Genomic DNA, 26,090 nt, shown 5'->3' with positions numbered 1-26,090 from the left:
TTCATAACTGCTGAAGCAGAAGCGAGTGCGTGTCTACGACAGATAAGAGGGTATCATAACTGCCGAAGCAGAAACGAAAGCTGGTCTACGACAGATAAGAGGGGTTTCATAACCCCCGAAGCAGAACCAGATGTCGGTCTACGACAAATAAGAGGAATCAAAATCCCAAAAAGCTGCACAGAACCGATATAAACGTTTCAAATAATCATATACAAGTCATAAAATAAAAAATCTCCCCTAGAATTAAGAGAGATCATCTACAAAATAAATTAAACATAATAAGTATACTTCTTAATACCATGAGCACTAAAATTTTGTCTCAATATCCTTCCTATAGACTGCTTAGATATAATCCCATTACACCATTCAAAAACTAAGTTAGTTGTAATTTTCTCATTCGGATAAAGCAACTGTATTTCCCCTACAGCACTTAAGATCGTAGAGTCAAGCCCCTCACAATGACCACATACCTGACATTGCACATGCCTATCATAACAAAATACACCAAAAGAATGACAAGCAGCACAAATAACCCCTTTCTTTAACCGATCAATCGAATACTTTGAATACTTTTCATATGGGGATTCCGGCTGGTGCATAGAGACCAATTGCTCAGCAAGACTTTTATGGCGTCCATTCAAAGTGGACGATTTCCTATTTAATTTACACATAAAATCGGGCAGCTGATTTGGATAGATAATGGGTTTATTCAGAGGGGCTTGATATAAGTGGAATTTAGGGTTAATAAAAATAACAAGGGCCTCAATAGCTATGCGGTATCCGAGACTTTGGAGAAGCTGCCTGAGCAGAGATTCACAGCGTTCCAATTGTAGCAATGGATTCTTAATTTCCTTTTGGGAAGCGAGAGAATAAAACCGGCCATTTTCATAATAAAAATCGCCTTCAAAATTTTTTACCTCAAAAAGATAAATGGGCTCCTGTCTAATCATTAACGTATCAATTTGAAACGTGCTATTGTTTGACTCCAGCAGCAAGTCATTTAAGAGGTAACTTGGAGGGTCGAGTTTCCCTGTTAACAAATCAAACATTTTTTCACCCTCATAACCTTTAGCTTTATTATAAAGATACTTTTTTTCCTACTCTTCTAACATGGTTCGAGCGTCTAATAACTTTAAAATTCTTAATTCAAGTGGTTCAGAGCGATCCTTAAAAATCATACCCCACATCCTTTCTAGCTTCATTTTAACCATAATCCCGGGCCAAAGTTTTGACTATTTTCTAACAGTTTCAAAGACTCGACATATTTCTCAGGAAATCGTCTTAAATAGCCTAATTCTACAGAGAATTGTCGAGCGATAATCAAAGGAATCCCGCCTTCCTATGGTGAATAAGTAAACCAATACGTGCGCACAGACCGGAGTGGTAGAATGAAAGAACTGGCAGAAAAATTTTTAGAAAAATTCACCTTACAGGGGCATATCCTCAGCCTTATCAAACATGCCGATATAAAAGTAAAATTTAATTGTGAAAAGGGTTCCGTGGTCATCCAGATTAAAAATGGCCAAATGTCGATACTAAATGATCCGGAAATCATCTGTTCGGAAGTCAAAGGGGATATGCAAGCCATTCAGCAGCTTTTCGAAGGAACCGAAACACTGCGAACACTCGAAAAGAAGGGGCAGCTAACCGTAACCGCCCCTCTTCGAACCACACTGCTACTCGAATCCATCTTCTTTTTAACAAAAGCACATGAAAATCTTGCTAAAGTCATATAATCCTATAGGTTGACTTGGAATTAGATTTCTAGTAATCTATATGTAACAACAACTGAACTTTCAGAATCTTATCTAGAGTGGCGGAGGGACTGGCCCTTTGAAGCCCGGCAACCGGTTGACTAACACGGTGCCAATTCCAGCAGAGCTATCCAGCTCGAAAGATGAGAAGAGAGAACCCCCTCTTCTTTCGGAAGCGGGGGTTTTGTCGTTCTATTGTCAAAAAGGAGGAACAGGAAAAATGGCGGAAAATCAAAAGAAGTACCGTTTTGAAACACTAAGTGTTCATGGAGGCTTGTCCCCCGATCCTGTAACAGGAGCACGTGCAGTTCCAATCTATCAAAACAATGCCTATCAATTTAAAAATACCGAGCATGCTGCCAACCTATTTAGTCTCGCAGAACCTGGTTACATATACACACGAATTCACAATCCGACGACCACTGTTTTCGAAGACCGCGTTGCCCTGTTAGAGGGTGGAGTGGGTGCACTCGCTGTTGCCAGTGGGATGGCAGCTATTACACTTGCCATCTTAAATATCGCTGAAGCAGGCGATGAGATCGTGGCTGCTTCCAATCTTTACGGCGGAACCTATAATCTATTAGCAGTGACCCTGCCTAAATACGGAATCAACGTAAAGTTTGTCGATGCTGAAAATCCAGAAAATTTCCGCCAAGCGATTACTGAAAAAACAAAAGCGGTCTTTGCCGAAACAATTGGTAATCCAAGTTTACGAGTACTTGATATTGAAAAAGTAGCGGACATTGCCCATGCAGCAGGGGTCCCTTTAATTATTGATAACACCTTTGCCACTCCATACCTATGCCGTCCAATCGAGCATGGTGCGGACATCGTTGTGCATTCTGCAACCAAGTGGTTATTAGGAAATGGAACCACAACGGGAGGAGTCATTGTTGATGGCGGTAAGTTTGATTGGAATTCACCCAAATTCCCAGGCTTCACCACCCCTGATGACAGCTATCATGGCCTTGTTTATGCAGAAGCTTTAGGGGCGATTGCGTATATCATAAAAGCCCGCGTTCAATTATTACGCGATCTTGGACCTGCGCTAAGCCCGCAAAATGCATTTCAGTTTACTTTAGGGCTTGAAACCCTACATGTGCGGATGAAGGAGCATGTGGCCAATACCAAGCAAATTGTTGAATATTTACTAGCCCATCCGGCGGTGGCATGGGTATCCTATCCTGGTCATAGCTCTCACCCTGATTATGAGTTAGCGAAAAAGTATTTGCCAAAGGGTCCGGGCTCCATGGTTGTCTTTGGGATTAAAGGTGGAAAAGAAGCAGGTGCCAAATTGATCAATTCCTTAACACTTTGGGCCCATGTTGCCAATGTTGGCGATGCTAAGAGTCTAATCATTCACCCTGCCAGCACCACTCATCAGCAGTTAGACGCTGAAGGACTTAAGGCTGCCGGTGTATCAGAGGATTTAATCCGGCTTTCCATCGGTATTGAAAATGTCGAGGATCTAATCGATGACTTGGAGTCAGCGATCGAATCTGCAACCGGATTATCCTCATTAAAAGCGAAAGCCTAAATTTTACCTAAAATTATATTCTAAAAAAATCGTTGACACCTATTTTTATACATGATACGATAACTTTTGTTAAAATAATTTTGTTAAACCAATAACAATTTAAATTGAATATAGAAGCTGTAAGCTCTTATCAAGAGAGGTGGAGGGATGTGCCCGATGAAGCCCGGCAACCGTCAATATTTTATTGAAATGGTGCCAATTCACACAAAGCGTTTGCTTTGGAAGATGGGAGAAAGGTTTATTTTTCATAACGCCTTTCTGCCCGCGCAGAAAGGTTTTTTTATTTTTCTGAAATAATAGAATCCTTTAGGTAGATACAGTTAACCATATATTCAAATAAAGTCGATAAAAAGTAGGTGATCAAAATGATTTCAATTCAGAATGTTCGGAAGATATTTCCTAGTAAAAAAGGGGACCTTAAGGCAGTCGATGATGTGAACCTTGAAATTAATGAAGGAGAAATTTTCGGCATGATTGGCTATAGCGGAGCCGGAAAAAGTACGTTAATCCGTATGTTAAACGGCTTAGAGATTCCAACGGAGGGCAATGTTACAGTTGCCGGCCGTATCATTTCAAAAATAAAGGGCTCAGAATTACGAAAGGCCCGTCAAGAAATCAGTATGATCTTCCAGCACTTCAACTTACTATGGTCCAGAACAGTTAGTGAAAATATCGAATTTCCATTAGAAATTGCTGGAGTCAAGGGACCACAAAGAAAGAAGCGGGTGGCAGAATTAGTCAAACTGGTAGGTCTAGAAGGCCGGGAAAATGCTTATCCATCCGAACTTAGCGGTGGTCAAAAGCAGCGTGTGGGGATTGCCAGAGCGCTTGCGAATAACCCTAAAGTCTTGCTTTGTGACGAAGCAACTTCGGCCTTAGATCCGCAAACCACGGATTCGATACTAGAATTACTGGTGGATATTAATAAACGCCTAGGGTTAACGATTGTATTAATTACACATGAAATGCACGTGATTCGGAAAATCTGTCACCGCGTTGCTGTGATGGAAAGCGGCAGGGTCGTTGAACATGGTTCGGTACTCGATGTGTTTAAAAATCCACAGCAGCCAATCACGAAGCGATTTGTCCAGCAAGTATCGGAGAATGATGATACAAAAGAAGCTGTTGAACATTTACTTGAACAATATCCATCCGGACAGATTGTCCAATTAACTTTTATTGGCGAATCAGCTGAGCAGCCAGTAATAACCAGTTTAATCCGTAATCATCCGGTTACCGTAAATATTTTACAAGGTAAAATTGCTCAAACGCAAAACGGATCATATGGAACCTTGTTCATTCATATCGATGGCGGCGACAAGGAAGTCAACCAAGCGGTTGAGTTCATTCGTTCTCAGCACGTAGGAGTGGAGGTGGTTACAAATGATTAAACATTATCTGCCTAATGTTGACTGGTTAATCATGTGGGATGAAACTAAAAATACTCTTTACATGGCCGGCATTTCCGTGGTTGCAACGTTTATTTTAGGGACCTTATTAGGATTAATTTTATTTCTTACATCCAAAGGCAACCTCTGGGAAAACAAGCCGATTAACGCAGTGATTAGTGCGATTGTCAATGTTTTTCGTTCGATTCCGTTTATTATCCTAATTGTCTTATTAATTCCGCTGACAACATTTTTAGTTGGAACCATGATTGGTGAAGATGCTGCATTACCTTCTCTAATTATTGGAGCGGCTCCATTTTACGCAAGAATGGTGGAAATCGGTCTTAGAGAAATAGATAAAGGGGTCATTGAAGCGGCGAGATCCATGGGTGCTACTACTGGAACGATTATATGGAAGGTTTTATTACCAGAATCGATGCCAGCCCTTATTTCCGGTATCACCGTTACTGCGATTGCGCTTGTTGGATACACAGCGATGGCAGGTGCGATCGGAGCCGGCGGACTTGGGAACCTTGCTTATAACTATGGTTTCCAAAGAAACCAGAACGACGTGACGCTTATGGCCACCGTCATTATTTTAGTAATCGTTTTTGTGATTCAGTTTATCGGTGATTTTATCACTTCAAAATTAGATAAAAGATAAAAGGAGAGGTCAACATGAAAAAGTGGTTAACTTTAGTTTTAACAGCCGCACTTGTGCTAGCATTAGCTGCTTGCGGTAAGTCAACAGATAAGTCAGAAGGTACAGACAGTAAAACAACAAAATTAGTGGTCGGAGCTTCTACAGTTCCGCATGCAGAAATTTTAGAAAAAGCAAAACCAATCCTTAAAGAAAAAGGGATTGATTTAGAAATTAAAACATTTACTGACTATATTCTTCCTAACAAAGCGTTATCAACAAAAGAATTAGATGCAAACTATTTCCAACACATTCCATACCTAGAGTCACAAAATAAAGAGTTTGGTTATGGTTTCGTTAATGCTGGCGGTATCCACATCGAGCCGATTGGAATTTATTCTAAGAAATACAAGAAACTAAGCGATCTTCCTACTGGCGCTCATTTAATCATGAGCAACTCTGTCGCTGATCACGGACGTCTGCTTTCATTATTAGAAGCACAAGGACTTATCAAATTAAAATCAGGCATTGATAAGACAAAAGCAGAAATCAAAGATGTTGTAGAAAATCCTAAAAAATTAGTATTTGATGCAGATTATGAAGCAAAACTTTTACCACAAATCTATAAAAACGGTGAAGGCGATGCGGTTTTAATTAACTCAAACTACGCTATTGATGCCGGCTTAAATCCAATCAAAGATTCAATTGCAATTGAAGACAAGAATTCTCCTTATGTAAACGTCATTGCCGTTCGTAAAGGGGACGAGAACAAGCCAGCAATCAAAACACTTGTAGACGTTCTTCATTCTAAAGAAATCCAAGACTTTATCCTTGATAAATACAAAGGTGCAGTTGTACCGGTTTCTAAGTAATAGATAAATAGGTAAAAACGGGTAAGTCAGTGAGTAATTCACTGGCTTTTCCTTATTACTACACTACATGAAAGTATTCAATTGGGTAAAAATAGAAAGGTCTTTATGGTCTATTACAGTTGGAAATGGTAGAAAAATGAGGTATGATTTTATTCGGGTCATTCTTACATAAGGAGTTTTATCTGAATTTTCATTTAAACACTCCCTTTATATTCTCAATTAGCATTTGCTTAATGAAAATAGCTCTCTGTTTCTACTGTTTAAGAGTTGCTAATACATTTCATTTGTTATAAGATTGTAATGAGAATAAAATGAGAATAGAGTTACAAATAAACTTGCATTGCAAGCATAAAACACTTTCTTTTCGGAGGTATAAATATGGCTGGATCAACTTTAACGATCAAAGATTTACATGTAGCAATTGATGGGAAAGAAATTTTAAAAGGTGTAAACCTAGAAATAAAAGGTGGAGAAATTCACGCAATCATGGGACCAAACGGTACTGGTAAGTCAACCTTATCCTCTGCGATTATGGGACACCCAAAATATGAAGTAACTAGCGGTTCCATTACTCTGGACGGACAAAATGTTCTGGAAATGGAAGTAGATGAGCGCGCACGTGCAGGTCTATTTTTAGCAATGCAATACCCAAGTGAAATCAACGGTGTAACAAATGCGGACTTTTTACGTTCAGCTATTAACAGCCGTCTTGGCGAAGGAAACGAAATTTCCCTTATGAAATTTATCCGTAAAATGGATAAGCAAATGGAATTCCTTGAAATGGATTTAGATATGGCACAACGTTATTTAAATGAAGGATTTTCTGGCGGTGAGAAAAAGCGGAATGAAATTCTTCAATTAATGATGATTGAACCTAAAATTGCGATCTTAGATGAGATTGACTCAGGTCTAGATATTGACGCTCTTAAGGTTGTTTCAAAAGGTGTAAATAAAATGCGCGGCGAAGATTTTGGCTGCTTAATTATTACGCACTATCAACGTCTGTTAAACTATATCACTCCTGACCATGTGCATATTATGATGCAAGGCCGTGTTGTTAAATCAGGCGGACCAGAGCTGGCACAACGCTTAGAAGCAGAAGGATATGACTGGATCAAACAAGAGCTTGGAATTGAAGATGAAACAGTTGGGCAAGAAGCGTAAAGAGTGTTAGGAGGATTACAATGACAACAGAAACAAAATTACCAGTTGATCAGGAGTTTGTCCGCTCATTCTCAAAAGAAATGAATGAGCCTGCATGGTTTGAAGAATTCCGCCTAAAAGCGCTAAACGAATTTGAGCAGCTTACTATGCCGAGACCTGACAAAACCAAAATAGATAAATGGAATTTCACCCAATTCCAACAGCATACTGTTAAAAGTGATGCCTATCCTTCCCTTGATACTTTGCCAGAGGAAGTAAAAGCATTAATCAATTTGGATACTGAAAATAAAAACCTCTATATCCAGCGTAATCAAACCCCTGCATTTTTAACCTTAACGGAAGAGTTAAAAAGTAAGGGTGTAATCTTTACAGATCTATTTACGGCTGCAAGAGAACATGGTGAACTTTTGAAAAAGTACTATATGACACAAGCCATCAATATGGATGAACACCGTTTAACAGCTCTGCATGCAGCACTTGTAAACGGAGGCGTGTTCTTATACATTCCTAAGAATGTTGAAATTAAAGAGCCAATCCAGGCAGTGTTTGTTCAAGATCAGCCTGAGGCAAATCTGTTTAACCATGTTATTGTGGTTGCAGAAGACAATAGTGCGGTCACATACGTAGAAAACTACATTTCTACAGTGGAAAGCTCAAATACTCTTGCGAACATCTTGACTGAAGTTATCGCCAATGTAAACGCGAAGGTTCAATATGGAGCAGTTGATTATCTGGCACAAGGAATCACTACTTATGTAAACCGCCGTGGTGTGGCTGGCAGAGATTCATCCATTGAATGGGCACTTGGCCTTATGAACGAAGGCAATACGATCTCTGAGAACACCACTAACCTGCTTGGTGATGGATCACATGGCGACACGAAAACAGTCGTTGTCGGCCGTGGCGAGCAAACGCAAAACTTTACCACAAAGGTAGTACACTTTGGAAAAAATACAACCGGAAACATTTTAAATCATGGGGTTGTGAAGGATAGTGCCACATCTATCTTTAATGGGATTGGTAAAATCGAACATGGTGCATCTAAATCAGATGCAGAGCAAACCTCTCGTGTGCTAATGCTTAGCGAAAAAGCTCGCGGGGATGCCAATCCAATTCTTTTAATTGATGAAGATGATGTTGTAGCAGGGCATGCGGCCTCCGTTGGACGCGTTGATCCAGTTCAGCTTTATTATCTAATGAGCCGCGGAATTCCGAAAACAGAAGCAGAACGTTTAGTTATTCACGGATTCCTTGCACCGGTTGTTACTCAGCTTCCGATTGAAGGAGTTAAAAAACAATTAACTGAAGTGATTGAAAGGAAAGTTCGCTAATGAATATCCAAGATATTCGTAACCAGTTTCCAATCCTAGATCAAGAAGTGAATGGCAGCCCATTGGTTTACTTGGATAGCTCAGCTACTTCCCAAAAGCCGCTTCAGGTTATTGAAACAATTGAAAAATATTATCGCGAAATTAATTCCAATGTCCATCGCGGGGTGCACACGCTCGGAACTAGAGCTACAGATGCGTACGAAGGGGCGAGGGAAAAGGTTCGTAAATTTATAAATGCTAAATCCATACAGGAAGTAATTTTTACAAGAGGCACTACAACTTCCCTTAATACGGTAGCTTCCAGCTATGCAGCTGCCAATTTAAAGGAAGGCGACGAAATCGTTATTACTTACATGGAGCATCATAGTAACATTATTCCATGGCAGCAAGTAGCGAAACGGACAGGTGCCGTGTTAAAATACATTCCGCTTCAAGAAGATGGCACGCTTTCTCTTGAAGATGTACGGGCTACGATTACAGCTAATACGAAAATTGTATCTGTGATGCAGGTATCTAACGTGCTTGGCGTCATCAATCCTGTTAAAGAAATTGCGCAAATTGCTCACGAAAATGGAGCAATCATGGTCGTTGATGGTGCTCAAAGTGCACCGCACATGAAAATTGATGTCCAAGATCTTGATTGTGATTTCCTTGCTTTCTCTGGACATAAAATGTGTGGGCCTACTGGTATCGGGGTACTTTATGGAAAGAAACACTTGCTTGAAAGCATGGAGCCAATCGAATTTGGCGGAGAAATGATTGATTTTGTCCATCTGCAAGAATCCACTTGGAAGGAACTGCCTTGGAAGTTTGAAGGCGGTACACCTATTATTGCCGGTGCGATTGGTCTTGGAGCTGCAATCGACTTTTTAGATGAAATCGGCTTGGACAATATTGCGGAGCATGAACATAAACTTGCAGCCTATGCCTTAGAAAAAATGTCTGCAGTCGAAGGAATGACCATTTATGGTCCGTTAGATGCAGCAAAACGTGCTGGCCTGATCACCTTTAATATTAAGGATGTTCACCCGCATGATGTTGCAACCGTTTTGGATGCAGAAGGAATTGCTGTCCGGGCAGGTCATCATTGCGCACAGCCGCTGATGAGATGGCTTAACGCTTCAGCTACTGCTCGTGCAAGTTTTTATTTATACAATACGGAAGAAGATATTGATAAACTCGTTGAAGGGCTTGTCAAAACAAAGGAGTATTTCAGCGATGTCTTCTAATAATTTAGATGCATTATACCGTCGAGTTATTATGGACCATTATAAAAAACCCCGTAATCGTGGTGTTTTAGAAGATGGAAGCCATACGATTAATATGAATAACCCTACCTGCGGTGACCGGATTCAATTGACCTTTAAGGTCGAGGATGGAATCGTGAAGGATGCCATGTTTGAAGGAGAAGGCTGTTCGATTTCGATGTCGTCTGCTTCGATGATGACGCAGGAGATTAAAGGGAAAAAGGTTGAAGAGGCGTTAAAATTATCGGAGATTTTTTCTGATATGATGCTGGGGAAAGAACACGATGATTCCATTGATTTAGGGGATATTGAAGCACTTCAAGGTGTTTCCAAATTCCCTGCCAGAATTAAATGTGCGACATTAGCATGGAAGGCAATGGAAAAGGGATTAAAGGAAGAGGAACAAAAATAAGTTGAAAAGCGGTTGGAGAGGCTTGGTCTAGCTCCCGCGTCTAGCCCCCCGAGTTGCTTCGGTCCTGCCGATGAAGTCAAAGAACGATTTCACCGTTAAGGATCGTCAGCAGCTGTCTGGGCTAATCAAGGCGCTTTTAGCTTTTCTAATAAGGAGGAACTCGACGATGGCGAAAAAAATGCCGGAAATCGGTGATTATAAATATGGTTTTGCCGATAAAGACGTTTCCATTTTCCGATCAAAGCGTGGTTTAACACGTGAGATTGTTGAAGAAATATCAAAAATGAAGAATGAACCACAGTGGATGTTAGACTTCCGTTTAAAGTCACTGGAGCACTTCTACAATATGCCAATGCCACAATGGGGCGGCGACTTAAATTCTTTAAGTTTTGATGAAATTACTTACTATGTAAAACCATCCGAAAAGTCTGAGAAGTCTTGGGATGAAGTACCAGAGGAAATTAAAGCAACTTTCGATAAGCTTGGAATCCCTGAAGCTGAACAAAAATATCTTGCTGGTGTTTCGGCACAGTATGAATCAGAGGTTGTTTATCATAACATGAAGGAAGACCTTGAAGCATTAGGAATTGTTTTTAAAGATACGGATTCCGCTTTAAGAGAAAACGAAGACATCTTCCGTGAGCACTGGGCAAAAGTAATACCGCCAACAGATAACAAGTTTGCGGCATTAAACTCAGCTGTATGGTCGGGCGGTTCGTTCATTTACGTTCCAAAAGGTATTAAAGTGGATACGCCATTACAAGCGTATTTCCGTATTAACTCCGAAAACATGGGACAATTCGAGCGTACGTTAATCATCGTGGATGAAGGTGCATCTGTTCATTACGTAGAAGGTTGTACAGCGCCTGTTTACACGACTAACTCCCTGCACAGTGCAGTTGTTGAAATCATCATTAAAAAGGATGCTTACTGCCGTTATACAACGATCCAGAACTGGGCAAACAACGTGTTTAACTTGGTTACCAAGCGTGCCGTTTGTGAAGCGAACGCAACCATGGAATGGATCGATGGTAATATCGGTTCAAAGTTAACCATGAAGTATCCTGCCGTTATTTTAAAAGGTGAAGGTGCCCGAGGTATGACTTTATCCATCGCAATTGCAGGTAAGGGTCAGCACCAGGATGCCGGTGCTAAAATGATTCACTTAGCGCCAAATACGTCTTCAACCATCGTTTCAAAATCAATCTCTAAGCATGGTGGTAAAGTTACGTATCGCGGTGTGGTTCATTTTGGACGCAAAGCGGATGGCGCCCGTGCAAATATTGAATGTGATACCTTGATTATGGATAATCAATCAACATCTGATACAATTCCATACAATGAGATTTTAAATGATAATATTTCTTTAGAGCATGAAGCAAAGGTTTCAAAAGTGTCTGAAGAGCAGTTATTCTACTTGATGAGCCGCGGAATTTCTCAGCAAGAAGCGACTGAAATGATCGTAATGGGCTTCATCGAGCCGTTTACAAAAGAATTACCAATGGAATATGCTGTTGAGATGAACCGTCTGATCAAGTTCGAGATGGAAGGCTCAATCGGTTAATATTTGAAGATACCCGTTTGCTATTGCTGGCAGACGGGTATTTTTTTATTAAATGGTCCGATGGCGGGGTTGATACACAAGGGTTCGTTGTTATGTTTACGGAATTAATTAGAAAACGGACGGAAAAAAGTCCAATGTCTGCGGAAAAAGCCGAGAATCCAGCGGAATTATGCAGCCATCCCACAGGAAAAATCCAAAATAACACGGAAATAACGTCCAACTCCTATGAAAATCCATAACTTGAATAAATCAGCAAAAACCTACGCTTATTTTGGCGGTAGAAAAAATGGTTATGCTATTATTAAATGGGGGTGACAGACATGATCTATATTGGTGTAACCGGCTGGGGCGACCATGACAGCCTTTATCCGGATAAAATCTCGTCAAGAGATAAACTAAAAGAATATGCCGGGCACTTTCCGATCGTCGAAGTAGACTCCGCCTTCTATGCAATCCAGCCTAAACGTAATGCTGAAAAGTGGGTCAATGATACCCCGGATAATTTTCAATTCATTGTCAAAGCCTATCAAGGGATGACCGGCCACCAACGGGGAGAAATCCCATTTGATAACATACATAGCATGTTCCAAGCCTTTAAAGATTCATTAGAACCGTACCTCAAGAAAAACAAATTAGCCATGGTCCTTTTTCAATTTCCGCCTTGGTTTGATTGTAAAAGAGAAAACGTCGACTATCTTAGATGGTGTAAACAAGAAATGGGCGATATCCCCTGTGCCCTGGAGTTTCGGCACCAATCCTGGTTCGCGGCCTCTTATCGGCAGCAAACACTAGAATTTATGAAAGCAGAAAAATGGATTCATAGTATCTGTGACGAGCCGCAATCAGGGGAAGGATCAATTCCAATGGTTCTAGAGCCTACTACAAAAGACCGCGTACTTGTAAGATTTCATGGCCGCAATGTTTATGGCTGGCAGAAACGGAATGCCGATAATTGGCGGGAAGTTCGATATCTCTATCGCTATAATCAACAAGAGCTGCAGGAATGGAAGACTTATATTGAAACCCTAGCAACAGAATGTAAGGATGTATATCTTTTGTTTAACAATAACTCAGGCGGTGATGCTGCCGGCAATGCCAAAGAAATGATGAAACTCCTCCAGCTCACATACGAAGGGCTGGCACCGAAACAGCTGGATTTATTTAATGAACTATAATCATAATAAAAGGAGAACGCAAAAATGGAGTGGATTCTTTTAATTGTAATTGGAATAGCGGCTAGTTCACTTGGATCCCTGATTGGTATGGGGGGAGGAATTATCGTCGTTCCAGCCTTGCTTTACCTGGCAACCCTTCCCTCCTTCCATCACTTGACACCACAAGTGGTAGTAGGGACCTCGCTGTTTACGATGATTTTTACAGGCCTTTCGTCTACATTGGCCTATATGAAACATAAAACAGTTGATTATAAAAGCGGACTCATCTTTTTGATCGGCAGCGGACCAGGAAGTATATTAGGTGCATGGGTAACAGAAAAAATGGACTTACACTCCTTTAACATCTATTTCGGTACGTTTATTCTTTTTGTCTCGTTCATCCTGGTAGTGAAAGACAAATTAAAGCCGCTCCCGTTCCGTAAAGATAAAGGAATTGTCCGTACATTTACCGATAATGCCGGGCGCTCGTTTGAATATGGCTACAACCCAATTCTTGGAGTTGTGATTGCTTTTATCGTTGGATTCCTGTCAGGAATTTTTGGAATCGGCGGAGGGTCACTCATGGTTCCAACGATGATTTTGCTGTTTTTCTTCCCGCCGCATGTGGCCACAGCTACATCGATGTTTATGATTTTACCGACTTCGATCCTAAGTTCGATTACCCATATCGCATTAGGAAACGTGAATTGGCTATATGCCTTGGCCTTAATACCAGGGGCGTGGATTGGTGCTAAGGTGGGGGTGTTTTTAAATACCAGGTTTAAGAGTAAAACGATTGTCATTATAATCAGAGCTACCCTTATCATTGTTGGGGTGCGTTTAATTTATCAAGGGATAATAGGGTAGGTAAAAATGGAAACGATACATATTTTTCATACAAATGATTTTCACAGCCACTTCGAGCATTGGCCCAGAATCGAAAACTTCCTATTGCAAAAAAAGGAGTTTCATCACTCCAAGGGGGAGGAGGTTTTTTTATTTGATATTGGTGACTTTATTGACCGCTGGCATCCCTATTCAGAAGCGACCAAAGGAAGAGGCAGCATTGAGCTGCTAAATAAAATTGGCTATACTGCGGTTACGATCGGCAATAATGAGGGCGTTAATCTTCCCCATGAGGATTTGGACCATCTATATGATCGGGCAGACTTCGATGTATTGAATGCCAACCTGTTTTATGCCAATGGAAGCTATCCTCATTGGCTCAAACCCTATAAAGTCTATGCTACAAAAACAGGAACCCGAATTGGCGTGATCGGTCTCACTGCCTACTTTCACCATCTATACACACTATTGGGCTGGGAAATCACAGAGCCGCTTACCGAGCTTAAAAGGTGGATGGAGCCGTTGAAAAAAGAGGCTGATATCATCATCTTACTCTCCCATCTTGGTCTAAAAGACGATGAAAGTATCGCGGCCCAATTACCAGAAATTGATGTCATTTTAGGAGCTCATACCCATCATTTCCTAGAACAAGGGAAAGTAGTGGGGAAAACACTAATTGGGGCCGCCGGGAAATTTGGTCACTTTGTCGGTCATATTACTCTAAACGTCGATGAGGAAAAGGCAATTGTAAACAATAAGGCGCTCCTCTATGGGTTTAAGGAACTTCCTGCACCGAAAAATGAGCTGGAACAAGTCACAGCCTTTTTTGAACAAGGAAAAGAGCTCCTAAATCAGCAAGTAACCAATCTTCAAGAACCATTGCTTCATGACCCTTTTCATGAAACTAATTTTTCAAAATTATTGTGCAAGGCTTTAAGAGATTGGTGTCAAACAGATTGTGCCATGATCAACGCAGGACTTCTCTTAGGTTCATTATCTGGGGTTGTGACGACATTTGATCTACTTTCTATTTGTCCTCATCCGATAAACCCCTGTGTCGTAGAACTGACCGGGGCGGAACTAGAAAAGATTTTAGCAGAGACGAATGGAGAAGAACTTGCACGCAGAGAAATAAAAGGCTTAGGTTTTAGGGGGACCGTCTTGGGGATATTCGTTTATGAAGGAATCCAATTTGAAAATGATCGAATCTTCATCAATCATACCTCTTTGGATTATGATAAAACCTATACATTGGCGCTGCCTGATATGTTTACCTTTGGTCATTTTTTCAAAGAGGTTTTACCCCAGAAACATAAAGACTATCTTCTTCCAGAATTCCTGCGTGATTTACTAAAATGGGAGTTAGAAAAACAACAATAGACCATAGCCTGTCACCCTTTAATCCTTCTAATCATACAGTGATAGTAAGGAAAGGGGTGAGGAACCTTTGGTTGAGCTTTCACCAATTGAAATCAATGGCCATACTTTTTTGGCTGTTACGGTGTTACTCCCTAAAACCACCTTGTTAGCCGTTACGAATGATAAGGGTTATATCATGTGTGGTGCATTAGATGTAGGTTTATTAAATGATAAACTGAAAGATCGAAAAATCATTGCTGGCCGCGCTGTCGGCGTACGGACCATTGAGCAGCTTCTAAATGCCCCTTTAGAGTCGGTGACATGGGAAGCAGAGGAACTTGGAATCCATAAGGGAATGATCGGTAAAGAAGCCTTGCTAAAAATGATCTAAATGCTTGCTATCAATAGCAGGCATTTTTTTGCTTTCGCCGCTGACGCTGCACGGTTCTTCCGTCTGTGTCCTTTTTTATGGGCTAGTTCACCTTTCTTGTGCATACATTTAACAAGAAGGGGTGATTTTCTTGGCTAAGTTGACAAGACGGCTTATCAAACGGGGGCCGCTGCCATTCCGCTATGTCCTGTTATTATCCTTTATCCTTTTCTTATTCTCTACTGCATCAGGTTTATGGCTTGTAAATAAAGGGATTGAGCCGACATTAATGAGAATTGCCACATCGGAAACTCGGAATATCGCCTCGCTTGTTATCAACAGAGCGATAACCAAACGCACCACCAATGTAGGTGATAACAATGATGTGATAAAAATAGTACCAGGCAGTAATGGAAAAGGACAAAACGCCCAATTAAATACCGATTTAATCAATCGCGTTCTGGCAGAAACGACAGCACAGATTCAAAAAAACTTAAAAACGGCTAAAAAGGGTGACATTGCTTTATTGGAAAATGATGTAGAAATTGAAACACAGGACACCGAAAAAGAGGACGGAATTGTTTGGTACATTCCTTTAGGGCAGGCAACGAATATCTCCTTATTAGGAAACATCGGTCCGAAAATCCCAGTGCGATTTCATGCAATCGGTGAAGTAGAACCGGATGTGCATATTGCCACAAAAGAAATGGGAATCAACAATACGTGGCTGGAGGTTTCGGTTGTGATTCAGGTTTCTGTGCAAATTATTACCCCATTTGCAACTGATGTGACGAAATTAAAACAAAGCATTCCGGTCGGCGGAACCCTTGTTGAAGGAGAAGTACCACAATTTTATAATAGCGGCGGCAATTTAACACCTTCGATTCAAATACCGCAGAGCAAGAGCGATAGTAAGACTGAGTCAAAAAAGAAAAATACAAACAAAACACAAAAAAATACAGGCAACTAAGTAAGGACTGATCCATTTCGGACAGTCCTTTTTTTTGGAGGTTTCTTGTCAACGTTACTTCTTTGCTTTACGAAGCTCGATTCGTTCCAGCCTTTTCCACTGCGCTAAGTGTGGATATGGATCAAACGACCACTCCGTAAGCCCATTGTCTTTATACATTCCATAATGTAAATGCGGTGGGAACTTTCCGGAGGTTCCTGGAGGACCATATCCAGTGCTGCCTACCCCGCCTATCACCATGCCAGGTTCAACTACTTGCCCTACCTTTAAGTCCTTGGCAAAACCGCTAAGGTGGGCAAAATAATGATAAGTGTTATTAATATCCCGGATGCCAATTCTCCAGCCGCCAAACTTATTCCAGCCTTTCATCTCGACAATCCCATAAGCCGTTGCACGTACGGGAACGCCATAACCAGCAAAAATATCGGTTCCTTCATGGATTCTTCTCCCACCCCATCCGCGGGCATCGCCCCAAGTACTGCGGTAACTATGATTGCTGTATAATGGAACTGGAAAAACACGTTTATCCAAATCAAGACGGCCATAATGGCGGTAAATTTTGGCTTTTCCCGCAATAATGCCAACTGATCGATCGCGATGATAGTAGTTCCATAATCCAATTTTTATATTATCAGGATCAACACCGTATGAAAGGAGATAATTTGCAAATGCATATAAAACATCCTCATCGCTCTTTAAACTTGCTTTGCCATCTCCGTCTCCATCAATACCCATTCCATTAAAGAACTGAATGACTGCTGGATTCTCTTCGTTTGGATTAGGATTTGTCTTCCCTGCCCACACTTCAGGACGAAAATAAATACCAATTACGCCTTCAGCTTTTGGTAAATCTCTGCGAGCTAGGCGGACGCTGCGCTCGTATTGATCAATGGCCGCTAAATAATACCAGGGAATTTGCGTAACAGTTTCTACTTTTTTATAAAGCTTCATTCTTTCCTGATAGGGATCGGTTTCTTGTGCATGAGCATCCCTGACAGACAAGGTAGAAATAAATAGCATAAGGATGGTTCCAATCATTAGAAGAGCCCGCAACAGGAATCCTCCTTCCAATTAATGTACAACTTTAGTGTGTGAACTTTTCCTTTTTTCATTATGGTTAATAATTGGTAATCAATTTGAATTGCTTGTTGTTCATCCTCTAGTGTGATAAAGTGACTATGAACTCAATTTGAGCCATATATGTACTTTGAGGAGTGTAATAATGAGCAAGAAAGAAGAAATTTTACGTAAGCCCGAATGGCTAAAAATAAAATTAAACACCAATGAGTCTTATACAGGCTTAAAAAAAATGATGCGGGAAAAAAACTTACATACGGTATGTGAAGAAGCAAGATGTCCAAATATTCATGAATGCTGGGCTGTAAGACGCACAGCTACCTTTATGATTCTAGGAGATACCTGTACACGTGCCTGCCGATTCTGTGCGGTAAAAACGGGTCTGCCAACAGAACTTGATTTGCAGGAGCCGGAAAGAGTGGCTGACTCCGTACAATTAATGAATCTAAAGCATGTCGTGGTTACGGCCGTTGCTCGTGATGATCTAAAGGATGGCGGAGCGGCAGTATTTGCGGAGACCGTTCGAGCAATCCGTCGTAAAAATCCATTTACAAGTATTGAGGTTCTTCCTTCCGACATGGGTGGAAAGGAAGAGAATCTTAAAGTCTTAATGGATGCAAAGCCGGATATTCTTAACCACAATATTGAGACGGTAAAACGTTTAACTCCAAGGGTACGGGCACGTGCTAAATATGACCGTTCGCTTGAATTCCTGCGTCGTGCGAAAGAGATGCAGCCTAGTATTCCTACAAAATCCAGCTTAATGATTGGTCTGGGTGAAACAAAAGAAGAAATTTTGGAGGTTATGGATGATTTAAGAGCCAATCATGTTGATATCATGACGATTGGTCAATATCTGCAGCCGACAAAAAGCCATTTAAAGGTTGAAAAATACTATACTCCTGATGAATTTAAGGAATTACAGGATATTGCCTTCAGCAAAGGCTTTAGCCATTGTGAAGCAGGTCCGCTCGTTCGTTCCTCTTACCATGCAGATGAACAAGTAAACGCAGCTGCAAAGCATAAACAATTGTTAGGTGAAAAAGAAGAAGTAAAAGAAGCTTAGAATAAGGTACCTTAAAAAAGAGTTCAGCCAAAGGATTGGCTTGAACTCTTTTTTGCTATTTATTGTTATTCATGTTTGTGTTTTTGCCGCCGCCATTTGTATTTTTATCAAGAGTTCTAGTGTTATTGTAGTTTTTGTTATTTGCATTTGGCGTATTATTGATATCAAAATCATCTGGTGTCCGGCCATTTTCGTCCTCACTTGCGTTCAAACGGGCTCCTTGAGGAGATTTTAACATTTGCTTGATAACACTATTAACAGAACTACGGGCGTGCCGGCTGTTGGAATCAAGGCTTGCAAGATTCTGTACATCACGCATCAGTGTCGCATTATCGGTCACATAGACATGATAATAACGCGGTACCACTGAAAAAGCTGTTTTTTTAACTTGGTCAGCAGTCAGATTGCGGTTTTTAGTATCTGTTCGATAAGCGATCAATACTTCTTGGTCAGTGACAAGTGTGGCCACGTCATTTACATGATGAATATTCGCACTGTACTTACTGATTATATTAGCTAATTGTTCACGATCAAGAGCTGTATAATGATCATTTGCCGTATTATCGTTCATTAATGGGCTTTTTTGGTGCCGGACAAATCCATAATTTGTACTTGCATTGCGAATACTGCGGCCCGCACCTTCATTATAAAGCTCATGTCGTTTATTATTGACGTTAATGGTATTTCCGCTTTCTTCATATACATCATTATTTCCATTATCTTTTGAGCAGCCACTTAATGCGGTTATGGTACATAAGCCTGCGATGACGAGTAACTTTTTCAAATTTTTGCACCTCCTATCCTTAGGATGACCAAAGCAAGCATTTATTTTCTTAGCAATTGATGGTGAATCGGGTATAATGAGAAGTAGGAATTTGTCGGTTAAAAATGAGGTGAAATAGATGATAGTGATCAACAATACCACATATGAAATTCTTCAGGAATATCGAGATGGATATAATGAAGAAGCTTTTAAAGCAAGGTACAGTGATATATTAGCGAGATATGATTATATTGTGGGCGATTGGGGATATGGACAGCTTCGTCTGAAAGGTTTTTTTGATGACCAAAACCAAAAGGCTACATTTGATACCAAAATTAGTACCCTTAGTGAGTATCTTTACGAATACTGCAACTTTGGCTGTGCCTTTTTTGTATTGAAAAAAGTAAAAAAATGAGAAGGATCAGAAATCTGACCTTCTCATTTTTTTCGCGATAAATCACTCTAAATCTGCTCCGTAGTCCAGCGACTGCTGTACCTTCCCATTAGAACGTGGCTTCAAAGTTTAATTGTCATACGGCGGCTGTTCATCTGTATTCGGATCATCGTGGGGCGGATGAGCTCCTTCCATCTGCCTGGGGATATCCTGATGCAATGATTTATTTTCATAATTAAAATTGCTGTAATAACGTTGTCCTTCTTCCCAAGGAGTACTTTTATTCTGGACAGGTTGATTTTTTCGAATTGGTGAACCATAGGGACCTTCAGGAAACTCTTGCGCCGTAAGAAAATTTTGTTGTTTTTCAACATTTGATAGTTCTGTATATTCTTCAGAGCCTTTATTTGTCATGGTTTCACTCCTTTGTCCTTATTATTGGACCAGTGAGTGAAAAACATGTGTCATTCATTAGACGATTTCTGCCAAAAAGCTGCGTAATTCTTCTGCGTCATCTTCGTTTAATTGAAAAGCAAACTCTAAATACCCTTCTTCCTCTAAGTCATCAGGACCAATGATGGCAAAACGATTACCCTGTATATCTAATACTAACGATTTTCCATAATGACGATTTGTTTGCGTAATAGCCAAGTCAAAGCGTTGGTTTTCGCCAACAAAACTGACAAACCGGGTCTTTGTATTTTCTGTATCATCGTATAAATAAAATCGTTCCTGCATTCGTTCGTCTCCTTTTGGTTTAACTATTTTCCATCTTCTTTATAGTATCAAATTTGTGTTCATGTTGGGAGGGCAAGTTTCATGATTTCTGTCCGTCTAAAAAATCCGAATGGCTTTGGTTTGTGATACAATAGAAAATGGAATGATTACATAGAATAAGAACGGCGGAAGGAAGTGGATTAGGTGTATTTTGTTGACCGAGAAAAAATTGAAAGTATGCTCCAATATTTAGAAGTACAAATCCATCTATTCCGAGGGACTGAGGAGTGGACAACACCTCTTGAAAAGGCGGCCTTGGAGCGTCTATGCCAAATGATGATTGAGTCCATTCTCGATGTTGGAAATAGCATGATCGATGGATTTATCATGCGTGACCCCGGCAGTTATGAGGATATTATTGATATTTTAATCGATGAAAAGGTAATTAGTGGATCAACAGGAGAAAATTTAAAGCTCCTCATTCATTATCGGAAGAACCTTGTTCAAGATTATCTAGAGATTCCTCATCAGGAACTTCAGGAACAATTTTCACAGTATCTCCATGAATTAGAGAGTTTTTCAACCAATGTTCGTGACTATTTAGTCAATGAATTAGGACCTGTTTCTGCATTTAAAAACTAATGAATGGACCGTTCATACGGTCTATTTCGCTTTTAAGATCACATTTGGTAATACATAGGAGCGATTTTAGATGAAAAAATATAAAGGTTATTTAATTGATTTAGATGGGACGATGTATAAAGGAACAGAGCGTATTGAAGCGGCATCTGATTTTGTAAAAAAACTGAGAGAGCACCATATTCCTTATTTATTTGTCACCAACAATTCTTCTAGAACACCAGCCCAAGTCGCTGATAAATTAAACAGCTTTGATATCCCGGCAGAGGAGCAGCTTGTCTTTACGACAAGTCAAGCAACCGCTAATTATATTGCTGAACAAAAAAAGAATGCTAGCGTTTATGTAATTGGGGAAGAGGGCCTTCAATCAGCCATTGAGGAGAAGGGATTTAAAGCTGCTGGGGAAGATGCGGACTTTGTCGTCATCGGAATTGACCGTGAGATCAGCTATGAAAAGCTAGCCGTTGCCTGCTTGGCAGTCCGCAATGGCGCTCAATTTATCTCAACAAACGGAGATATCGCCATCCCGACAGAGAGAGGGCTGCTCCCAGGGAACGGTTCGCTCACCTCTGTTATTGCCGTTTCAACCCAAAAAAAGCCGACGTTTATCGGGAAGCCAGAAGCGATTATCATGGAGCAGGCCTTAAAGGTGTTAGGTACTTCTAAAGAAGAAACGCTGATGGTAGGGGATTATTATGATACCGATATCTTAGCGGGAATGAACGCCGGCATGGATACATTGCTCGTTCATACAGGTGTTACCACAAGGGAAATGTTGACCGGATATGACCGGAAGCCGACGTATTCCATAGATACATTAGACCAATGGGAATTTTAAGAGGCCGCCCCAAAAGGTGGTTGATGAATAATTTTTGCACACTCTGTTGATTGGAGCGGAAGGCGCGAAGACTCCTCGAAAATGCTATCGCATTTCCTTCGTGCGTGGGGGGATTCGAGGATGCAAAATCAATGTCCTGCGGGAGTACGGGACAGGGGAGACCCCGCAGGCGCTTAAGCGTCGAGGAGGCTCCCCGTACCGCCCGCGAACCGCTCGCGCCTGGAGCGGAAATCAACAGACTAATTCAGTGTATAAAAAAGAAGGTGCCCTAAAAGTTAGACTTTTGGGACACCTTCTTTGGGCTTTTATTCTTCTTCTTCTTTATGTGCGGCTCGGTGGGCCAGCCGGCTTGAAGCTGCTGCGGCGATCGCACCGACAATATCATCTAAAAAAGTATGACATTCACCAGTTGATTTATCATTTAAGTGGGCCAAAATTCCAGGCTTAAGCTTATCGATGTAACCATAATTTGTAAAACCGATCGAACCATAGACATTTACAATCGAAAATGCCAAGATTTCATCTACCCCATAAAGACTTTCATCCGTGCCGATGATGGATTGAAGCGGTTCTTCCAGCAATCCTTTTTCAGCCAGAACGTCTAGCTGTATTCCGGTAAGAATCGCGTTTTGTACCTCCCGTTTGGAAAGAACTCGTTCTACATTCGAAATACAATCTTCCATTTTTAAATTTTTATGATATTTCTCTTGTAAAAAGAAGACTAAATCAGCAATATCCTTAATTTCGACGCCTCTTTCTTTCAACCATTTGCGTGCCGTTTCCTCAGTTAGATCCACTTTTTTGTCATCTGCCATTTCCTAATCACCTTTTCCTTGTGAAATTGGAAAACAATTTGAATGTAGTTCCAGCACTTTCTATTTTCACTATATATATTTTTTTTATCCATAAATTATGCAGTTTTCCTTCAAATGGACAAACTAAAATGTTATCATACCCTGCTATTATTACCCGATAAGCTATATTAAAAAACAACAAGTTTTTAGTGACTATACATATACATAGGGTAATGAAGGTAATGAGGCGGGGTGTAGAGATGCTTCAAAAAATGCTGGAGAATCAATATGGAATTACGGTTGAAGAATATATAAAGCTAGATGCTTATGAGGCTTTAAGGGGAAATGGCTGGCTTTATTTGATCTCTCGTCCAGGGGGAAAGGCAGAAGAGGATGTCTCGGAACTAGAAAAAATTGCCGAGCATTTAAGAAATTATGGAGACCAAAATGTACCGATATTTTTACCGTCTAAAGAAGGCAGTTTAATTACCACATGGGAAAAAAATCAATATTGCGTTCTAGCGAATCGACAAATGGAAGAGCAGCGAAAAATGAAGTTAGGGCGAAAGCTAGCTAAATTTCATGAACGAGGAAGGAGAGTTCCATTCCAAATTGAAAGGTCCAGTCGAATAGGGCAATGGAAATCGTTATGGGAGAAGCGTTTGGAGCAGATGGAAAAGGTCTGGAATGGCTTATTGTTTCAATCCCCAGAAGATGATTTTGAACGAATGTTTATTGATTCCTTTCCTTATTATCTTGGTCTAACGGAAAATGCCATTCAATACCTAGTTGATACTGAGATTGATGATGAACCGCATGAAACCGATAGCGGGACGGTTTGTCATGAGCGGTTTACAAGCAGAAGCTGGGGACCGCATAACGAGTACGTGATTAAAAATCCATTTGATTGGGTCTTTGATCATCGAAGCCGCGACTTAGCAGAGTGGACGAGAGAACGATATTTTCGTAACATCCAAACCTATCAGGTCGATTTGCGGAACTTTTATGAAGAATATCAAAGCATTGCTCCTTTATCGTCCTTTTCTTGGCGTTTACTATATGCTCGTTTAGTCTTTCCGCTCCACTATTTTGAATGTATAGAGAGTTACTATATCACCCGCTCAGAACAAGAAAAGAAAGTACTCGAAGAAAGGTTAAGTAAGATTTTACGGCAATCGAGTGATTACGAACGGTTCTTAGCCGAATTCTATCCCATATCCGGTGCACCTATCAAACAATTACACCTTCCACCGCTAGATTGGCTTTATCCAAATTGATTTGTTAATAGGGCGGATATGATTAAATTCATGGTACAATCATTGTATTACTATAGCCCAAGGATGTGACACGATATGAAGCCCTACGTTTATATTACCAGAAAGCTTCCGGATACATTAGTGAAGCCGCTTCAAGAAAAGTATACCGTGAATATGTGGAAACATGATGATATTCCAGTCCCAAAAGATATCTTAAGGGAAGAAGCAAAAAAAGCAGATGCTCTCTTTACTGTTCTAGCTGATTCTATTGATAAAAGTGTCCTGACGGCAGGAGAAAATCTAAAGGTTGTGGCAAATCTTGCGGTTGGCTTTGACAATATCGATCTAACAACGGCAAGTGAAAAAGGGATCGCAATTTGTAATACACCGGATGTTCTTACAGATACTACCGCAGATTTAACCTTTGCGCTTTTAATGGCTGCAGCACGAAGAATTGTCGAAGCGGCAGAATACGTTAAAGCGGGAAAGTGGCAGAGCTGGAACCCTTTTCTTTTAGCAGGTCAAGACTTGCACCATAAGACGCTTGGAATTGTCGGGATGGGGAAAATTGGGGAAACGGTTGCGAAACGCGGAACAGGCTTTGATATGAATATTCTTTATTTTAACCGGACGAGAAAACCTGAGGCAGAGAAGCAATTGGGTGTTACTTATACACCTTTTGAAGAACTGGTTGAAAAGTCAGATTTCATTGTCTGCCTGACACCGCTTACTCCTGAAACAAAAAATCTGTTTACGCGGGAAGTTTTCCAAAAAATGAAGCCTTCAGCTATTTTTATAAATGCTTCAAGAGGTGCCGTAGTAGATGAGCAGGCTTTATTTGAAGTCCTTAAGGAAGGAAAGATTGCTGGAGCAGGACTTGATGTGTTCCAAAAGGAACCTATTACTGCTGACCATCCAATATTGCAGCTTCCTAATGTCGTTGCTCTTCCGCATATCGGCAGTTCAAGCATAGAGACAAGAACAGCGATGATTAAGCTGTGTATTGAAAATATTAGCTTGATATTAGATGAAAAAGAGCCTAAAACGTTAGTAAACAAGGACTGGCGACCCTTAGTTAAACGATCATAAACAAGAAAAGCGACTGCCGGTTTAGGCAATCGCTTTTTTATATTTCAGTTAGTACCACCTAGCTCCAGCCCCTGTTCAAGGCGCTTCCGCTTTAGAATACTTGCTCGACTTCAACAATGCCGGGAACTTCTTCAAGCAGGGCTCTTTCGATGCCGGCTTTTAGTGTAATGGTAGAACTAGGACAGCTGCCGCAAGCACCTAAAAGTCGAAGCTTTACGATCCCTTCCTCTACATCTACTAATTCACAATCTCCACCGTCACGAAGAAGAAATGGGCGTAATTTATCTAGAACTTCTTGTACTTGTTCAAAAATTTCAGTTTCTGTTGCCAATGTAATCGACTCCTTTCCTAATTATATTATAATGTGAATAGTGGTAAAAATCCATTCTCAGAAATTAGGAAAATACACATTTAAAGACAATATTTTTAGTTTTTTCTTCGCTTTAGTTTAAAATAAAAGAAAACTGACAGGGAATGATTTTGATGGGTACAAATGAAGTGGAAATTGTTCTATATGGGGCTGAGACCTTATGCCCGAGCTGTGTAAGTTTGCCATCTTCAAAAGAGACTTTTGAATGGCTTGAAGCGGCCATCTCCAGGAAATTTCCTGATCAGCCGTTTAAGATGACCTATGTGGATATTTTTCAGCCAGAGGGTGACAGTGAGAAAATGGCGTTTGCTCAGCGGGTCATCGAAGAAGATTTGTTTTATCCCGTTGTAGTCATTAAGGAAAAAATTGTTGGGGAAGGAAACCCACGCTTGAAAACCATATTTTCAGAATTAGAAAAGTATGGATATAAAGCAGACGTATAAAAATAAGCATTCCGGCGGGAATGCTTATTTTTATAC

General features: G+C 40.6%; 28 protein-coding genes, 2 pseudogenes and 2 riboswitches. Of the genes and pseudogenes, 23 read left to right on the top strand and 7 right to left on the bottom strand.

Annotated elements, in window-relative coordinates:
- Nucleotides 1-269: 269 nt before the first annotated feature.
- A pseudogene (locus V7077_RS20280) lies at nucleotides 270-1,058 on the bottom strand (nuclease-related domain-containing protein); the annotation flags it as partial.
- Between the two features lie 330 nt (nucleotides 1,059-1,388).
- On the opposite strand from V7077_RS20280, the gene V7077_RS20275 reads away from it, so the two are divergent.
- The 16 genes from V7077_RS20275 (at nucleotide 1,389) to yunB (ending at nucleotide 16,608) form a co-directional block, all read left to right on the top strand.
- Entirely contained in the window at nucleotides 1,389-1,736 is a 348-nt protein-coding gene (locus tag V7077_RS20275; RefSeq protein WP_335505272.1) for a hypothetical protein, read from the top strand.
- 65 nt (nucleotides 1,737-1,801) lie between these two features.
- Nucleotides 1,802-1,904: riboswitch (SAM riboswitch) on the top strand.
- 70 nt (nucleotides 1,905-1,974) lie between these two features.
- Complete coding sequence (locus tag V7077_RS20270) at nucleotides 1,975-3,291, top strand: O-acetylhomoserine aminocarboxypropyltransferase/cysteine synthase family protein (protein WP_335505270.1); 1,317 nt, start codon at nucleotides 1,975-1,977, stop codon at nucleotides 3,289-3,291.
- A gap of 124 nt (nucleotides 3,292-3,415) precedes the next feature.
- Nucleotides 3,416-3,523, top strand: a riboswitch (SAM riboswitch).
- A 133-nt stretch (nucleotides 3,524-3,656) separates the two neighbouring features.
- Nucleotides 3,657-4,682, top strand: coding sequence for a methionine ABC transporter ATP-binding protein (locus V7077_RS20265; protein ID WP_335505268.1), 1,026 nt, complete (start codon nucleotides 3,657-3,659; stop codon nucleotides 4,680-4,682).
- On the top strand, nucleotides 4,675-5,343 hold the full coding sequence (locus tag V7077_RS20260) for a methionine ABC transporter permease (RefSeq protein ID WP_335505266.1): 669 nt from the start codon (nucleotides 4,675-4,677) through the stop codon (nucleotides 5,341-5,343). The genes V7077_RS20265 and V7077_RS20260 overlap by 8 nt, the downstream gene beginning before the upstream one ends.
- Before the next feature lie 14 nt (nucleotides 5,344-5,357).
- Nucleotides 5,358-6,191, top strand: coding sequence for a MetQ/NlpA family ABC transporter substrate-binding protein (locus V7077_RS20255; protein ID WP_335505264.1), 834 nt, complete (start codon nucleotides 5,358-5,360; stop codon nucleotides 6,189-6,191).
- A gap of 378 nt (nucleotides 6,192-6,569) precedes the next feature.
- Nucleotides 6,570-7,355 carry a Fe-S cluster assembly ATPase SufC gene (gene sufC, locus V7077_RS20250; RefSeq protein WP_335505262.1) on the top strand — a complete coding sequence of 262 codons (786 nt, stop codon included), beginning with the start codon at nucleotides 6,570-6,572 and terminating at the stop codon, nucleotides 7,353-7,355.
- A gap of 20 nt (nucleotides 7,356-7,375) precedes the next feature.
- Complete coding sequence (gene sufD, locus V7077_RS20245) at nucleotides 7,376-8,686, top strand: Fe-S cluster assembly protein SufD (RefSeq protein WP_335505260.1); 1,311 nt, start codon at nucleotides 7,376-7,378, stop codon at nucleotides 8,684-8,686.
- The gene (locus V7077_RS20240; protein WP_335505258.1) at nucleotides 8,686-9,915 is read left to right on the top strand and encodes a cysteine desulfurase; all 1,230 of its coding nucleotides are present in this window, start codon (nucleotides 8,686-8,688) and stop codon (nucleotides 9,913-9,915) included. Before sufD ends, V7077_RS20240 begins: the two co-directional genes overlap by 1 nt.
- Complete coding sequence (gene sufU / locus V7077_RS20235) at nucleotides 9,905-10,345, top strand: Fe-S cluster assembly sulfur transfer protein SufU (protein WP_335505256.1); 441 nt, start codon at nucleotides 9,905-9,907, stop codon at nucleotides 10,343-10,345. Before V7077_RS20240 ends, sufU begins: the two co-directional genes overlap by 11 nt.
- Before the next feature lie 166 nt (nucleotides 10,346-10,511).
- Entirely contained in the window at nucleotides 10,512-11,909 is a 1,398-nt protein-coding gene (gene sufB, locus V7077_RS20230; RefSeq protein WP_335505254.1) for a Fe-S cluster assembly protein SufB, read from the top strand.
- Nucleotides 11,910-11,926: 17 nt separating this feature from the next.
- Nucleotides 11,927-12,148, top strand: coding sequence for a hypothetical protein (locus V7077_RS20225; RefSeq protein WP_335505252.1), 222 nt, complete (start codon nucleotides 11,927-11,929; stop codon nucleotides 12,146-12,148).
- An 81-nt stretch (nucleotides 12,149-12,229) separates the two neighbouring features.
- Nucleotides 12,230-13,084 (top strand): DUF72 domain-containing protein, encoded by an 855-nt coding sequence (locus tag V7077_RS20220; RefSeq protein ID WP_335505249.1) that lies wholly within the window; start codon nucleotides 12,230-12,232, stop codon nucleotides 13,082-13,084.
- A 24-nt stretch (nucleotides 13,085-13,108) separates the two neighbouring features.
- Nucleotides 13,109-13,930: a sulfite exporter TauE/SafE family protein gene (locus V7077_RS20215; protein ID WP_335505248.1), complete on the top strand. Its 822-nt coding sequence runs from the start codon at nucleotides 13,109-13,111 to the stop codon at nucleotides 13,928-13,930.
- Nucleotides 13,931-13,936: 6 nt separating this feature from the next.
- The gene (locus tag V7077_RS20210) at nucleotides 13,937-15,289 is read left to right on the top strand and encodes a bifunctional metallophosphatase/5'-nucleotidase (RefSeq protein WP_335505246.1); all 1,353 of its coding nucleotides are present in this window, start codon (nucleotides 13,937-13,939) and stop codon (nucleotides 15,287-15,289) included.
- Between the two features lie 67 nt (nucleotides 15,290-15,356).
- The gene (locus tag V7077_RS20205; protein ID WP_335505244.1) at nucleotides 15,357-15,659 is read left to right on the top strand and encodes a YunC family protein; all 303 of its coding nucleotides are present in this window, start codon (nucleotides 15,357-15,359) and stop codon (nucleotides 15,657-15,659) included.
- Nucleotides 15,660-15,789: 130 nt separating this feature from the next.
- The gene (gene yunB / locus V7077_RS20200) at nucleotides 15,790-16,608 is read left to right on the top strand and encodes a sporulation protein YunB (protein ID WP_335505241.1); all 819 of its coding nucleotides are present in this window, start codon (nucleotides 15,790-15,792) and stop codon (nucleotides 16,606-16,608) included.
- Between the two features lie 54 nt (nucleotides 16,609-16,662).
- On the opposite strand, the gene V7077_RS20195 is transcribed toward yunB, so the two are convergent.
- Nucleotides 16,663-17,664: a M23 family metallopeptidase gene (locus V7077_RS20195; RefSeq protein ID WP_420489689.1), complete on the bottom strand. Its 1,002-nt coding sequence runs from the start codon at nucleotides 17,662-17,664 to the stop codon at nucleotides 16,663-16,665.
- 166 nt (nucleotides 17,665-17,830) lie between these two features.
- Between V7077_RS20195 and lipA the strand changes: the two genes are divergently transcribed.
- Nucleotides 17,831-18,751, top strand: coding sequence for a lipoyl synthase (gene lipA / locus V7077_RS20190; protein ID WP_335505239.1), 921 nt, complete (start codon nucleotides 17,831-17,833; stop codon nucleotides 18,749-18,751).
- 55 nt (nucleotides 18,752-18,806) lie between these two features.
- Here lipA and V7077_RS20185 read toward each other — a convergent pair whose 3' ends face one another.
- The gene (locus V7077_RS20185) at nucleotides 18,807-19,535 is read right to left on the bottom strand and encodes a YhcN/YlaJ family sporulation lipoprotein (protein ID WP_335505237.1); all 729 of its coding nucleotides are present in this window, start codon (nucleotides 19,533-19,535) and stop codon (nucleotides 18,807-18,809) included.
- A 118-nt stretch (nucleotides 19,536-19,653) separates the two neighbouring features.
- On the opposite strand from V7077_RS20185, the gene V7077_RS20180 reads away from it, so the two are divergent.
- Complete coding sequence (locus V7077_RS20180) at nucleotides 19,654-19,929, top strand: YutD family protein (RefSeq protein WP_215045186.1); 276 nt, start codon at nucleotides 19,654-19,656, stop codon at nucleotides 19,927-19,929.
- A 108-nt stretch (nucleotides 19,930-20,037) separates the two neighbouring features.
- Here the strand turns inward: V7077_RS20180 and V7077_RS20175 are convergent, their stop codons facing one another.
- Together V7077_RS20175 and V7077_RS20170 are read right to left on the bottom strand one after the other, a co-directional pair.
- Nucleotides 20,038-20,322, bottom strand: coding sequence for a cytosolic protein (locus tag V7077_RS20175; protein ID WP_335505234.1), 285 nt, complete (start codon nucleotides 20,320-20,322; stop codon nucleotides 20,038-20,040).
- 57 nt (nucleotides 20,323-20,379) lie between these two features.
- Nucleotides 20,380-20,646 (bottom strand): DUF3055 domain-containing protein, encoded by a 267-nt coding sequence (locus V7077_RS20170; protein WP_335505231.1) that lies wholly within the window; start codon nucleotides 20,644-20,646, stop codon nucleotides 20,380-20,382.
- 183 nt (nucleotides 20,647-20,829) lie between these two features.
- Between V7077_RS20170 and V7077_RS20165 the strand changes: the two genes are divergently transcribed.
- Together V7077_RS20165 and V7077_RS20160 are read left to right on the top strand one after the other, a co-directional pair.
- Nucleotides 20,830-21,267: a DUF86 domain-containing protein gene (locus tag V7077_RS20165; protein ID WP_335505229.1), complete on the top strand. Its 438-nt coding sequence runs from the start codon at nucleotides 20,830-20,832 to the stop codon at nucleotides 21,265-21,267.
- Between the two features lie 70 nt (nucleotides 21,268-21,337).
- The gene (locus tag V7077_RS20160; protein WP_335505227.1) at nucleotides 21,338-22,102 is read left to right on the top strand and encodes a TIGR01457 family HAD-type hydrolase; all 765 of its coding nucleotides are present in this window, start codon (nucleotides 21,338-21,340) and stop codon (nucleotides 22,100-22,102) included.
- A gap of 305 nt (nucleotides 22,103-22,407) precedes the next feature.
- Here the strand turns inward: V7077_RS20160 and V7077_RS20155 are convergent, their stop codons facing one another.
- Nucleotides 22,408-22,917 carry a phosphatidylglycerophosphatase A family protein gene (locus tag V7077_RS20155; RefSeq protein WP_335505225.1) on the bottom strand — a complete coding sequence of 170 codons (510 nt, stop codon included), beginning with the start codon at nucleotides 22,915-22,917 and terminating at the stop codon, nucleotides 22,408-22,410.
- Between the two features lie 239 nt (nucleotides 22,918-23,156).
- On the opposite strand from V7077_RS20155, the gene yutH reads away from it, so the two are divergent.
- Nucleotides 23,157-24,173, top strand: a complete 1,017-nt coding sequence (yutH, locus tag V7077_RS20150; protein WP_335505223.1) for a spore coat putative kinase YutH — start codon at nucleotides 23,157-23,159, stop codon at nucleotides 24,171-24,173.
- 75 nt (nucleotides 24,174-24,248) lie between these two features.
- Nucleotides 24,249-25,241, top strand: coding sequence for a 2-hydroxyacid dehydrogenase (locus V7077_RS20145; protein ID WP_335505221.1), 993 nt, complete (start codon nucleotides 24,249-24,251; stop codon nucleotides 25,239-25,241).
- Between the two features lie 91 nt (nucleotides 25,242-25,332).
- On the opposite strand, the pseudogene V7077_RS20140 reads toward V7077_RS20145, so the two are convergent.
- Nucleotides 25,333-25,627 (bottom strand): annotated as a pseudogene (locus V7077_RS20140) (NifU family protein).
- 97 nt (nucleotides 25,628-25,724) lie between these two features.
- Here V7077_RS20140 and V7077_RS20135 point away from each other — a divergent pair.
- Nucleotides 25,725-26,054, top strand: coding sequence for a YuzD family protein (locus V7077_RS20135; protein ID WP_335505219.1), 330 nt, complete (start codon nucleotides 25,725-25,727; stop codon nucleotides 26,052-26,054).
- Nucleotides 26,055-26,090: the final 36 nt, after the last annotated feature.

The organism is Neobacillus vireti, from assembly GCF_036962465.1.
GTDB classification, from domain to species: Bacteria; Bacillota; Bacilli; order Bacillales; family Cytobacillaceae; genus Neobacillus; species Neobacillus vireti_B.
Note: the sequence above shows the minus strand (reverse complement) of the source record. Positions and strands in the feature narration are given on the sequence as shown.